This window comes from Rothia nasimurium, assembly GCF_928381415.1.
Lineage (GTDB): Bacteria > Actinomycetota > Actinomycetes > Actinomycetales > Micrococcaceae > Rothia > Rothia nasimurium_H.
Genome location: NZ_CAKMSF010000001.1, coordinates 94314 through 106753, shown reverse-complemented (window position 1 = coordinate 106753; position 12440 = coordinate 94314). Strand labels below are relative to the sequence as shown.

Annotated in this window: 9 protein-coding genes; 4 read left to right on the top strand and 5 right to left on the bottom strand. The window is 55.7% G+C overall.

The genetic code is table 11. From position 1 onward, the window contains the following. Window positions 1–45 precede the first annotated feature (45 nt). The 3 genes from L7A20_RS00540 (at window position 46) to L7A20_RS00530 (ending at window position 4400) form a co-directional block, all read left to right on the top strand. The gene (locus L7A20_RS00540; protein WP_237222017.1) at window positions 46–2322 is read left to right on the top strand and encodes an NAD-glutamate dehydrogenase domain-containing protein; all 2277 of its coding nucleotides are present in this window, start codon (window positions 46–48) and stop codon (window positions 2320–2322) included. A 204-nt stretch (window positions 2323–2526) separates the two neighbouring features. Continuing rightward, on the top strand, window positions 2527–3561 hold the full coding sequence (locus L7A20_RS00535) for a helix-turn-helix domain-containing protein (protein ID WP_237198265.1): 1035 nt from the start codon (window positions 2527–2529) through the stop codon (window positions 3559–3561). Beyond that, window positions 3561–4400 (top strand): hypothetical protein, encoded by an 840-nt coding sequence (locus tag L7A20_RS00530; protein WP_237198264.1) that lies wholly within the window; start codon window positions 3561–3563, stop codon window positions 4398–4400. The genes L7A20_RS00535 and L7A20_RS00530 overlap by 1 nt, the downstream gene beginning before the upstream one ends. 43 nt (window positions 4401–4443) lie before the next feature. Here L7A20_RS00530 and L7A20_RS00525 read toward each other — a convergent pair whose 3' ends face one another. The 5 genes from L7A20_RS00525 to L7A20_RS00505 form a co-directional block, all read right to left on the bottom strand. Then, the gene (locus tag L7A20_RS00525) at window positions 4444–5766 is read right to left on the bottom strand and encodes an MFS transporter (RefSeq protein WP_237222016.1); all 1323 of its coding nucleotides are present in this window, start codon (window positions 5764–5766) and stop codon (window positions 4444–4446) included. A gap of 134 nt (window positions 5767–5900) precedes the next feature. Further along, window positions 5901–8030, bottom strand: coding sequence for an acyltransferase family protein (locus L7A20_RS00520; protein WP_272879195.1), 2130 nt, complete (start codon window positions 8028–8030; stop codon window positions 5901–5903). Between the two features lie 88 nt (window positions 8031–8118). After that, on the bottom strand, window positions 8119–9606 hold the full coding sequence (locus tag L7A20_RS00515; RefSeq protein ID WP_237187419.1) for a DUF6056 family protein: 1488 nt from the start codon (window positions 9604–9606) through the stop codon (window positions 8119–8121). After that, on the bottom strand, window positions 9599–10006 hold the full coding sequence (locus L7A20_RS00510) for a GtrA family protein (protein WP_237187420.1): 408 nt from the start codon (window positions 10004–10006) through the stop codon (window positions 9599–9601). The genes L7A20_RS00515 and L7A20_RS00510 overlap by 8 nt, the downstream gene beginning before the upstream one ends. A 3-nt stretch (window positions 10007–10009) precedes the next feature. After that, on the bottom strand, window positions 10010–11038 hold the full coding sequence (locus tag L7A20_RS00505; protein ID WP_237222015.1) for a glycosyltransferase family 2 protein: 1029 nt from the start codon (window positions 11036–11038) through the stop codon (window positions 10010–10012). A gap of 78 nt (window positions 11039–11116) precedes the next feature. Here L7A20_RS00505 and L7A20_RS00500 point away from each other — a divergent pair, with 78 nt between their 5' ends. Then, window positions 11117–12409, top strand: a complete 1293-nt coding sequence (locus L7A20_RS00500) for a hypothetical protein (RefSeq protein ID WP_237198260.1) — start codon at window positions 11117–11119, stop codon at window positions 12407–12409. Window positions 12410–12440 lie beyond the last annotated feature (31 nt).

Here is a 12440-nt window from a genome sequence, read left to right as displayed (position 1 = left end):
ATTTCCACCAGGGCACTAAGGTGCCCTCCCCGACTAGAAGGGCAGATGATGTCAGCCACTACTACTTCAGCTCTCTCATCAAAGGTTCTGCACGCTTATTCCCGCCACCTCCTGCAGCTCGGAGCCAACTTCAGCGAAGACTTCATGGCCCAGGCTCTTGCCGACAACCCCGGCCTCGCCGCAGGTATTGCCGATATCTTCAGCACCGGCTTCGACCCAGCCCTCGAAAAGGACGCGGACGCCCGCCGCGCCTCCCAGCGCGCAGCGGCTGAAGACGTGCGCGCCGATATCGAAAAGCTGGACGACGAAACCCAGGATTTCTTCACCAAGCTGCTTGAGGTCGTCCTCGCGACTGTTCGCACCAACGCCTATCAGGGTAAAGAAACCATCGCCCTAAAAATTTCAACCCGCGACGTTTCTTTTGCCCCCCTTCCCAAGCCGCTCTTTGAAATTTTTGTCGAAGGTGACGCCCTCGAAGGTGTGCACCTGCGCTTTGGCAAGGTTGCTCGCGGTGGTCTGCGCTGGTCTGATCGCCCCGAAGACTTCCGCACCGAGGTGCTCGGCCTGGTGAAGGCTCAGGTCACCAAGAACGCCGTCATTATCCCCACCGGTTCCAAGGGCGGTTTTGTGCCCAAGAACCTGCCCGACCGCGACTCCGAGCAGGAGAAGTACAACGAGATGGGTGTAGCTGCCTACAAGCTCTTCATCTCTTCCCTGCTCGATGTCACCGACAACCTGGTGACCGACAACGGCCAGCAGACCATCGTCCGCCCCGAGGGCGTTGTAGCCCTCGATGAGGACGACCATTACCTGGTAGTCGCTGCCGACAAGGGAACCGCAACCTTCTCAGACATCGCTAACGGCATCTCCCTAGACCGCGGCTTCTGGCTGGGCGATGCTTTTGCCTCCGGCGGCTCGGTAGGCTTCGACCATAAGGAAATGGGTATTACCGCCCGCGGCGCATGGGAGTCGGTCAAGCGCCACTTCGCTGCCCTGGGGCACGATTCTCAGGCTGAAGACTTCACCATGGTGGGCATCGGCGGCATGGCCGGCGATGTGTTCGGCAACGGTGCCCTGCTCTCAGAGCACATCCGCCTGATTGGCGCCTTCGACTCCCGCCACATCTTCGTCGACCCCAACCCCGATGCAGCCGTATCGTTCAAGGAACGTCAGCGTCTCTTCGAGCTACCCCGCGCCTACTGGACCGACTACAACCCCGAGCTCATCTCGGCAGGTGGCGGCGTCTACTCCCGTAAAGACAAGGCAATCGAGCTCTCCCCCGAAGCGAAGGAAGCACTAGGCATCGAGGAATCCGCAGAGACTCTCTCTGCTGACCAGCTCATCACCGCTATACTCAAGGCGCCGGTAGACCTGCTCTACACCGGTGGCACCGGCACCTACGTGCGCTCCACCGAAGAAAGCAACAGCCAGGTAGGGGACTCCACCAACGACAAGCTCCGCATCACCGCACCCGAGCTGCGCGTGCGCGTCATTTCCGAGGGCGGCAACCTGGGCCTGACCCAGCGAGCCCGCATTGAGGCAGCCGCAGGTGGCATCCTCGTTAACACCGACGCGATCGACAACTCCGCCGGCGTTGAAACCTCAGACCGCGAAGTCAACCTCAAGATTCTCATGGGTCGTGCTATCGAAGCAGGCGAGTTTGACGAAAACGAGCGCGCAGCCTTTATCGCTGAGCAGGTGGAAGAAGTAGGCCGCCGGGTACTACGCTCCAACCTCGAGCAGAACGTGTTGCTTCAGGCCGAACGCACCGAAGCCTTCAACACCAATGCCATCGCCGGTGAGTTCATGGACCACCTCACCGAAACCGTCCACCTGGACCGCGAGGTTGAGCTGCTCCCCTCAGATGCCGACCTGGCAGACCGGGCAGAGGCACACGTCCCCCTCACCAGCCCCGAACTCTCGGTACTCACCGCCTACGCAAAGATCGACCTCACCGCAGCCCTTGTTAACAGCGGCTACGCCGATGAGCCCGACCTTGACCTCAGCGACGTCCTGGCTGACTACTTCCCTGCTCCTGCTACCGAGAAGTTTGGCCCATATTTCGACGAGCACCCTCTGCGTAGCGAAATCATCGCAACCCGCGCAGCTAACCGTATGATCAACCACGCGGGTATCACCTTCGTGTACGAGATGAAGAAGAAGCACGGGGCTTCGGTCAACGATATCGCCCGCGCCTTCCGCGCAGCCCGTCTCGAAGCTGGCACCCTGCCCGACATTGAGGGTAACGGCGACTTCGACGCCTGGGTCGAAGGAGCACAGGCCCTCCGTGAAGCCATCGAGGCCAAACTCGCAAGCAAGTAGGGTTACCTCAAACTCCCTTAACAAGGACGTGCCCGCCCCGGCTCACAGAAGCCGGGGCGGGCACGTCCTTACCCTCAGAAAAGCTAACTAAACCTCTCCTAGCGCTACACCAAAACTTGATATACCATAAATTATAAAATTTGTCATATACGCTATATTTATTTTAGTTAGTATCATGTATATGCCCTCGTAAAGGCGGTAATAATGCCGAAATACACTATCCACGGCTTCTTACAAGAGATTGGCAGTGTTCTCCTCGAAGCTTCTGCTTTCCCTCAACAGCCGCTCAACCACACACACCAATACTGGATGCTAGAGCTCCCCAACAGCAAAACTGTCGCCTTCTCCACACATATTTTCGAAACAGTAGGAGCCGCACAGGTACACCAGCTAGCTCCCTACGAGTCCCACAGTCACCGCAGCGTCGGTGGAGATGAAACTTCAGCAATTCTTGTTATCGCATCAACCATTACCCCCAGAGCCTGCGAACACCTCATACAAACGGGCAGCAGTTATATTGCTCTCGACCAGGGCTCTGCTTATCTCGATGGCACTTTCTACGGGAAGAAAAGCATAGCCCAAAATTCCCAGAAGGGGCACCGTCCTAGGTCTTGGAATCTCTACGCACTGGCTCGAATACATATCCTCTCTCCGCAAACTCCAAGCCAACAAGAACTAGCCGATATACTCAACATCTCCCAGCCCACCGTCTCACGCACCTATAACCTGCTTCGTCACACTCTCAAACAATATGACGATTCCGCGTCTACCACTCACAAATCAGACCTATTGCGTTGGCTCGAATTCGCCTACCCGAGCAGACATGACCTCGTCACATCCTGGTTCTCTCCAGCACCCCTTGTTCAACAAATTAAAACTATTCGTCAGGTTCTATCGTCTGCAGATATCTCATCAGCAGTAGCTGGGGTGGTAGCTGGTGACATGTACTCACCGTGGAAGCACCCCCAGACATGTCTAGTGCTCGCTTCAAAAGTCACTGATTTGGAAGAAGAAGGCTTTTTCGAGAGCTCACCAGAAAAAGCAACTATGCAGATATCGATACCAGCTGATCCCACACGTTTTGCCACCGCACGATGGTGGAGCCAGGAGTCTGAGCTCCCTGGAATCTACACTGACCCCGTTGACACATACTTAACTCTGGCCTGTAGCAAGGAATCAGATATCCGCGAAGCTACTCAGATACTTAAAACCAAAATATTAGAAGGGGCAATGAGCTAATGTCTGAGCCCATATTCTCAGTTACGCTAACCCCGTCAAGTAGAGCTGAGTTCCTCGCGCATGAAACTCTACTGCTCGTTGCCCAAGCATACAGCGGAAGAACAGATTATCGAATTGTTGGAGGGCAAATGGTTATGCTTCTCCAAAAGGTTTACCCCTTAGCAGGTCACGCTGAACCCAGATTCACGCTCGATACAGATGCCGCTCTAGGTAATACTGACACACCTCTTGTAAAGAACAGGTCAGTTCTTGAGTTACTGGCAAAGGCTGATCAGCAGCTCGTGCAAGCAGGTTTCACTAGAGCAGGCGGCTCTGCATATACACGAGGGTGGCATGGTACGCGGGAGTACCAGGAAGTAAATTTTCTACAGCCCTTCAACGCCAGCCGAAAAGCGGGGGAGATTCGAGCTGCACCAATTCCTCTTGCTCGTGAAGGTGACTTACGACAGCTTGATTCTCTGTTCGAGCTGGAGCATGTTCTCACTGTTCCTCCTATCTTGCTTGAGGTGTATTTTTCAGCGTTTAGCACTACGGTTACCGTATGCGTTCCTCCCGTTGAACAGGCTGTCATCCTAAAGACTTTTGCTGCCCTAAGCAGAGGCTATCTTGACAGAGACCTCAAGGATCTCAAATCACTCCTGCTGATACGTGATCAATTCCCTACCATTCCTTGGAGCCTTCAACGGGAAAATCTTATTGGTCTGCGCAGGGATACAGCACACCAGTTACATACGATGAGAGCCCATCTGAGACGAAGGAATATTGATGGTTTGAGTGTCCATGATCGTAATAAATTACGACAGCTTATCGGCCAGTATATCGCTGACCCTATGGTCTGAGATTGCCTCAAACTCCCTTAACAAGGACGTGCCCTCAGAAAAACTAGCGCTCCTGCACCCGATCAACCTCGGCCAAGGAGAGCTTCCCGGTCTCTCGAGCAGTTAAAGCGGCCGTAGCTGCCAGGGCAGCCATGCCCAGAGTAAAGGCGGCGGGGCCTACCCAGTTGCCAAAATCGTCCCCGGCAAGAGCCGTTGCGGCTGCAGGAGCAATACCGCCAGAGAGAGCAAAACCGACCTGGGTGCCGAGTGCCAGGCCGGTTACGCGCACCTGTGTGGGGAACATTTCGGCGTAGAAGGACGGCCAGATACCGTTGGCCATGGAGTAGAAAGCCCCGTGCATGAGCACACCGAAGACAAAGACCAGCACCACGTTGCCACTGGTAATAGCGTTCAGGTAGGGGAACATCAGACCGCCAGCAACCAGGGCACCGGTAGCAAAGATGGGTTTGCGGCCGACCCGGTCGGCGACCGTAGCCCAGAGCGGGATAGCGAGCAGGCTCAGGCCGTTAGAGGCGATGGGTACCCAGAGCATCACGCCTGAGTCTAGGCCGTGACCCTTGGTGGCAAAAGAGATTGAGAAGGTTGTGAAGACCATGTTCACGGTATTGACCATGGCACACAGGGCAACCACCGCGACCGCCCGTTTGTGGCGGGTGAAAACAACAGCTAGAGGTGCCTTACGACGGGCCGGATCAATCACCTGCTGCGCCTGGGTTTCAACAAAGGAGGGAGCTTCTTCAAGGCGACGGCGAATCAGCCAGGCAGCCACCAGTACGAAAGCTGAGAGCCAGAAGGGCACGCGCCAGCCCCAGCTGAGCAGGTCTTCTTCGGGTAAGGCGGCAAAGGGCAGGAAGACCGCTGTTGCGAGCAGGGAGCCGAACTGGGTGCCGTGGAGAGTCCAGGAGGTGGTGAAGGCCCGCTGGTGGTCGTGGGCATGTTCCAGCGACATTGAGATAGCGGACGCCTGCTCACCCGACGCCGATAACCCCTGGAAGACCCGGCACAGTACCAGCAGGGCGGGGGCAAGCAGCCCCACCTGGTCGTAGGTGGGCAGGCAGCCGATGGCAAAGGTCGCCCCGCCCATCATGAAGAGAGTCAGCATGAGCACGAAGCGGCGTCCGAACCTATCCCCCAGGGGGCCCATCAGCATAGCGCCAAAGGGGCGGACCACATAGGCGACGCCCAGCACCATCATGGATTTGAGGATTCCAGCGGCATCCGAGTCTTCGGGGAAGAAGATGCGGTTGAGCACCAGGGCCGCGGCTGTACCGAAGACCGCGAAGTCGTAGTATTCCAGCGCTGAACCGATCCAGGAGGCCAGGGCGGCCTTGCGCGGGCGTTTGTGCGGGGTGGCGGGTGCGGTCATAGTTTTCCTGCGGGGTGCGGACGCCCGGCTCGGCTACACCTGCCCGGCGTGTGTGCGTACGTTAGTACCCTGAGCGTATGCGCGGGTGCCCCGGCTGGTCAAAGCCGGGGCACCCGTATTCCGTATGGTGGTTGCTAGCCTGTGGGGTTGACGGCTGAGGGGTCCCAGCCCTGGGTAAGGAGCTGGCTTTCCATCTCTACCGCCATGGTGGAACCATACGCCTTTGAGATGTGGTTGTCGTCAATATAAATGAAGACGTTGCCTTCCAATGGCCGGCAAATACCGTTGGGGCAGATTTGCTCGGTTAGGTCTACGGTGTAGACGCGGGGGTTAAATTCTGCCAGGGCCAGTGACGGGTTAACAGGTGCTAGCTTCTCGCTCACAGGCACAGAGCAGTTGGAAAGATTGCGCAGGTTAACCTGGCCGCACACGTACATGTTGTAGTCGTAACGGGGGTTATCTCGTAAGACGATGACGTTGATGCCGGCATCCGTAAATTTCTCAACAGTATTTTCTAACCCGTTAATAATCGTTTCATTGGTGTCGGTGGCGCTAGCTGCGGTGCCCATGAGGACGACATTGGCGGGCTTAAGGTTAAGAATCTCTTGGGTAACATCGCGGTTGAAGTCTGCGCACTCCACCCAACCTTCGGGCTGAGTGGGGAATTTGCAACCGCCCATGAGGAAGGCCATCATATTTTGTCCGTTGGCCTCAGCGATGGGCCGGTACATCGAAATAGCCTGTTCAGCGTGGGAGTCTCCCACCACGATGGTGAGGGGTGCATCAGAGCTGCCCCAGTGGTCGATTGCGCAGTGCTCTGCCATGGCGGGGTTGATGTTGGCGTTGTAGGTAGCGCATCTTTCGCTTAGGTTATCGAACTGGGTAAGCACGTCTCCCTGGGGAATAGGGAGGTTGCGGTATAGCTGACTGCTGCCCGCAGCAAGCGCGCCCGGGTAGGCGTCGGTTCCAGCCAGCAGGGCAAGTTCTTCTGCTTGTTCCTGTTGCTGGTTTACCCACACCTGGCCTGCAGATATGCCGCCACCGATGAGGGCCAGGCAGGCAGTGATAATAGCTACCGGGCGTTTCCAGCTGCCCCGAGCGTCCTGCTTTTTACGGCTCCACGGAGTCTCGCTACGCTTTGCGTGGCGCAGGGCGTGGCGGCTGGGTTTCTTTTCCCAGGCTCGTAGAGGCTTTTCAACAAGGTTGTGCAGGAGCCACGCTACCGCGATAGAGGAGAGAATAACCAGGGTTCCGTCAAGCCAACCCGCTTTAGGCTCCCCAATAGCGGTGGTGTACAGGATGAGAATGGGCCAGTGCACCAGGTAGAGGCAGTAGGAGATTGCCCCCATCTTCTGTAGAGGTTTAGCTGAGAGAAGGCGGTCTACGCCCAGGCGGGAGCCAGTTTGACCCGCTGCGATGACGAAAGCACCCGATAGCAGGGGCCAGAGGGCCAAGTAACCGGGGAAGGCACGCTCAACAGGCAGGAGCCAACCGCAGGTGACAAGGCCGATAACGCCCACCCAACCCATGGGTACCTTCAACCAGGACGGCACTCGCCAGGCTAGTACGAGCATGGCGAGCAGGGTGCCGGCTGCGAACTCCCAGAGGCGGGTGCGGGTGTCGAAGTAGGCAAAGGACTGGTTGGTAGAGGTCTCGATAATGGAGAAGGTAAGAGAGGTAACGAAGACCGTACCAAAAACAAATAGGGCGGTGGGGAGAACCTTCAGACGCAGATAACCCACAAGAAAGGCCACGAAAGCAAACAGCAGGGGCCAGAGAATAAAGATTTGGCCCTGCATGGAGAGAGACCAGAAATGCTGGAAGGGGGTTTTGAGAGTGGCGTCTTGGGCGTAGTAGTCCACCGAGTTGAAGGCTAGCCGCCAGTTGAGGAAGTAGAAGAGCGCTGCTTTGGCGTCAGCTAAAAGGGATGCCCAGCGTGAGGGAGCAATGACGAAATAGGCGGCGACCAGGGTAGCCAGGATGACGGTTGCAGCCGCCGGCAGTAGGCGCTGGAAGACGTGGAGCCAGTAGCTGACGACCTTGAGGGGCTTGCCGTCCTGAATCTTACGTAAGGACGACAGCGAGAGCAGGAAGGCTGAGATGAAGAGGAAGACATCGACACCGCCAGACACTTTACCGAACCAGACGTGGTACATAACCACGAGAAGGACTGCCAGGGACCGGAGGCCTTGCACTTCTGGCCTGAATTTGGGTTGCTCAATGAAGCTGCCCAAGGGCTTGTGTCTGTGGCGAGTTCGGTTCATCTATGCTGCTTCTCTGTGGTGCGGTTGCTACCCGATGGCTGGGCAACTTGGGCAGTCTACCACAGGCACCGGTTAGGTCTCCGAGAGCTTACAAGGCGGGGCAGGTAAGGTCTGCTTTCACAAGATGACTAGCGGGAAGGCAGTAATCGGCAGGCTCGGGAATAACTACTACCCGGCTAACATCGTCGACTCCGTACCAGGTACTGATTGCATTGATGACCCACTCGATTTGAGGGGCCCCTGCAGGCTGAAGATCTACAGCCTCACTAACGAGTGCAATACGCACGGGGACAAACTCGATAGGTTCATTGGCGCCCTTCTCAGCACGCTGTTGGGCAATAGATTCGCCACGAAGTTCCAGGTGCTCTGCGCGCAGATTGAGGGCCGCAGCGGTGGTGGCAGTGTAGGAAGTAGCAGGCAAGAGCGTAAGAAGCGCGAGGACGCCAGCCCCCAGCAGGGCAGGAACTTTAGCTTTGTGAGGGCTTACGAGGCGCACTAGGGCAAGAAGACCTAGCAGGCTAGTGATAGCCATAGCGAACGCAGGGTTGGTGAAGGTGCGCAGGGCGATGGTGGGGCTACCTGTTTTTGCAATAACGGTGTGGGCAAGGAAGTAGATAGTAAAGATTGCTAAAGCCAGCCCCATGAGCCGTAGGGGGTGCAGGGACGCCCTCCAGGTAGGAGCGCTCAGGGCGTAGAGGGAAAGTGCCGAGATAGCAATGAGCAGATATCCCCAGTCAGAGGAGTGCCCGAAGAAGAGGGAGAGGTCGGAGGGTAGATTTTTGAGGATTCCAGTGAGAGATATTTCTGTCCCATAATATTCCCTGCGAGCCATAGTTCCAGGTGAGAAATAGATGAGGGCAAAGCCCAGAAGGGACCCCAGCCAGAGAGCCCCTCCTACGAGACGTAAAGTTACTTCGCGCCTAAGAAGGCCGGCGACCAGCAGAAGGAAACCAGCGATGCCGGTGCAGATAGTCAGCGGCTCCGTGAACATACCTGCCCAGGTTGCAGCTAGGGCCAGGGCAAGAGCCCCTCGGACTGTGATTTTTCGTTCTGCAAGAAAGAAAGCTAGGCAAAAGGTCAGAGCGGTAAAGGTAAGCCCGCCCAGGTAGACAGTACTCGATGTTAGCCACAGGTAGGAGTCAAACATACTGGGTGAAAGCACAAGTCCACCGGCAACAATAAGGGTAGCTAAGCTGTGCGAAACAACTATGGGCGACTGCTCAAAACTTACCAAACGCCTCATTATGTATGCCACTGCAGCTACGAGGGTAAGGAACATGAGAGCAGGGACGAGTTGTATAGCGCTTTGACCTAGAAGAGCGTAGGTGAAGGCGAAGAGGGAGGCCTGCCCGATACGCCCATTATGGGTGAGGTAGTGGTCTACGACGTAGGTAAAAGGGTTCCCCTGGTGAGCGTAGACGTTGAAGTAGCTAAAATCGTCCGCAATGATACTGGCACGGGCCGCGAAATAAAGGAAAGTACCGGCAACCAGGGCAGCGAGAACGGCAAGAGTCACAATGGGCAGAAAGTTTCGGCGCATAGGCTCGGTCTGCTGAGAAATGAGAGTTTTACGCATTGCCAGTCTTCCTAAAGATAATGAACTTGTAGGCAAAGAAGTTCCACCCGGTGGTAATGACAAGAGCCACCATGCGCGCTAGGTAGACACCCAAGAAGGCCGCCGTGAAGTGTACGAAGACAAGAGTGAAAATGTAATTGACTGCGAGAAGTACACCAAAGGAGACCGTCTGATACCCCACAGACTTGACCCGGACGTCCTTATTTTCAAAAGCAAAGAACTTTTGAAGCAGGAAAGAGAAAGCTACACCTAGCCAGTAGCTGGCAGTAACGGCAGCGGCGTCGCTGGCAGAAAAAACCTTAACTGCCACAAAGATTACGGCAAGTTCAAACAGCACACCGGTTCCGCCCACAAGAATATAGCGGACCAGGGTTTTATTGCGTTGTAGGAAATCTAGCATGGACTAGCCAATAAGGTTTCGTGATGAGGTGCGGTCAATAACGTAAAGGGGGCGCCCCTGGGCTTGGACATAAATGTGAGACAGGTAGATAGCCAATATTCCTTGCGCTACCAAAAGCACACCAACGAGGAAGGCTACGAGTATTCCGACCATGGCGGAACCGGTGATGTCCCAGCCAAGGGGATCCCCCATCAGGAACTGTTGCACAATAATCGTCAGCCCCGCGACAAAAGCTAGCAGGGTTATAAAGAGCCCCAGATAGCCGAAAGCAAAAAGAGGCTTAATACTCATCGTGGTGAAACTGTTGAGGGCAAGCCCCACTAGCTTACGCATGCTGTAGGTAGCTTCACCTGCCAGACGGTCGGGAGCTTCAAACTCTATGTAATCGCGTTTAAAGCCCAGCCAGTCTATGAGGCCTCGAGTTATGCGATTTCGTTCGCTAAAGCGAAGAAACTCGTCTACAACAACTCGATCTAGCAGTCTGAAGTCTGTAGACCGGGGTACCGTCTGACTCTCCGAAATTGAGTTGAGGATTCGGTAAAAGAACCTTGACCCTTGGGTCTTGAAGAAGCCACCAGCATCGTTCGAGCGCACACCCACCACAACCTGGGCGCCAGCTTCCCAACGGGATAGAAAATCACTGATATAGGCAGGTGGGTGTTGGCCGTCCGCGTCCATAATAAGGACGGCCTGCCCGAGGGCAACTTCGATACCTGCCGTTGTAGCGATTTCTTTACCAAAGTTCCGCGACAGATTAACTACTCTTGTCGTAGTGCTCCCCTGGGCAAGCTCCTGAAGCTTTTCAAGGGTATTATCTGTGCTTCCATCGTTCACATAGATAATCTCGTAGGGGTCAGCCCCCATGGAGCGCTCAGCAAGACGCTCCGTAACAGCAGCTAGTGCTGGGAGTAGAAGTGTCTCGTGAAACGTTTGAATTCCCGCGCTTTCGTTATACGCGGGCACGACGATTGAGAGCACAGGGGCAGCGGGTGAATGATGTGAGGAGTGTGGCACAAAACCATCATACGGCATACCCTAGAACGCTTTCTGAAGTGGCAAGACGGATAAGCTAGAGATACTTTCCTTATCGGCATAGAAGATAGAGATTCCGTGAGCGAAGAACATACCGAAGCTGTGATTAGTCGCGGCCAGTCGCTTTTTATTACGGCTTCATCCATTATTAGCGCGGGTACTACTTTCTTGGTGACCTGGCTAGCTGCCCGATCTTTAACGGTCGAAGACAACAAAGATTTTTTGGTTTTTTGGTCTCTTACTTCTTTGGTGTTCGCAACTTTGTTGGGGGTTCAACAAGAGTCAGCGCGCCTCATCGGCTCTCATCATTTAAGCAAGGGCAATTCTGCTTCTGTCCCCCGTCAGAGAACCTACAACCCGCTCGTGGTAGCGACCTGGGTGGGTCTCACCTGTGCTCTCATTTTTGCAGCTCTTACACCGGTGTGGATCGGCACCGTTCTACCAGCAGGGGACTGGAGAACAGTACTTCTGATTACCCTGGTGACGGCTGTATATGCCTGCCACGTCTACTGCATTGGGGCGATGGCTGGCACCCGTTCCTGGACAGAATATGCCCTGTTGATTTCAACCGGCGGTATTTTCTGTTTCCTATGCACCCTGCTTGTATCTGTGGTTGGGGGCGGCCTGCTTGCCTTTCAGCTCTCTTTCTTGGCAACGGCCTTCCTCTGGCTCATTTTTGTGGCTTTCTCACCCCGGGTACGCTCAGCGACTCGTTTGCGTCTGGTAGGACGCCCAGGCGCGGCATACCGGAGCATGCTTTTAGCTGTGGGGACCGCGGTAGCTATGGCTGCTATGTCTACGGGCTTTCCTATCTTCTTGGAAGCAACAAGTTCGAAGGCAGAAACAGAGTCCGATGCACTTCTGGCCGCGATTATTTTGGGCATCTCCATCACTCGCGCGCCCATCATGATGCCCCTGCAAGCTTTTCAGGGTGTCGCGGTGTCTTATTTCCTGGCCCATGCCCAGCGCCCTACCGCTGCCCTGCTTAAACCTGTAGGGGCTTTGCTAGCTCTGGGGGCGGTAGGAGCCGGAGCAGCTTATCTGCTGGGTCCCTGGCTTTTCGATGAAATCTACGAGAAGTATGCCGGGCAGCTCGACGGTGCTTTCCTTGCGGCTCTCACTTTTGCTGCGGCCCTTCTAGCGGTGACAACGCTGTCAGGCACGGCGGCCCTGGCGATGGGCGCCCACCGCATCTACCTTGCAGGCTGGGTAGTTACCGTTGTGGTTGCTTTTGGCTGTCTGCTACTACCGTTAGATCTTGAAACTAAAACCATTGTGGCCTTGATGGCTAGCCCGGTCATCGGTGCGGCAGCGCACCTTGCCGGCATGGAGGTACTGAGCCGAACACAGACGTCCGCACCAGCCATCTAACAGTGCATACAACGTGAGGGGCAGCTGAGCT

What these genes read in the sequence shown, in the direction of transcription:
- L7A20_RS00525 (WP_237222016.1), bottom strand. Translation starts at nt 5,766, where the DNA reads ATGACCGCACCCGCCACCCCGCACAAACGCCCGCGCAAGGCCGCCCTG.
- L7A20_RS00535 (WP_237198265.1), top strand. Translation starts at nt 2,527, where the DNA reads ATGCCGAAATACACTATCCACGGCTTCTTACAAGAGATTGGCAGTGTT.
- L7A20_RS00520 (WP_272879195.1), bottom strand. Translation starts at nt 8,030, where the DNA reads ATGAACCGAACTCGCCACAGACACAAGCCCTTGGGCAGCTTCATTGAG.
- L7A20_RS00510 (WP_237187420.1), bottom strand. Translation starts at nt 10,006, where the DNA reads ATGCTAGATTTCCTACAACGCAATAAAACCCTGGTCCGCTATATTCTT.
- L7A20_RS00540 (WP_237222017.1), top strand. Translation starts at nt 46, where the DNA reads ATGATGTCAGCCACTACTACTTCAGCTCTCTCATCAAAGGTTCTGCAC.
- L7A20_RS00530 (WP_237198264.1), top strand. Translation starts at nt 3,561, where the DNA reads ATGTCTGAGCCCATATTCTCAGTTACGCTAACCCCGTCAAGTAGAGCT.
- L7A20_RS00505 (WP_237222015.1), bottom strand. Translation starts at nt 11,038, where the DNA reads ATGCCGTATGATGGTTTTGTGCCACACTCCTCACATCATTCACCCGCT.
- L7A20_RS00515 (WP_237187419.1), bottom strand. Translation starts at nt 9,606, where the DNA reads ATGCGTAAAACTCTCATTTCTCAGCAGACCGAGCCTATGCGCCGAAAC.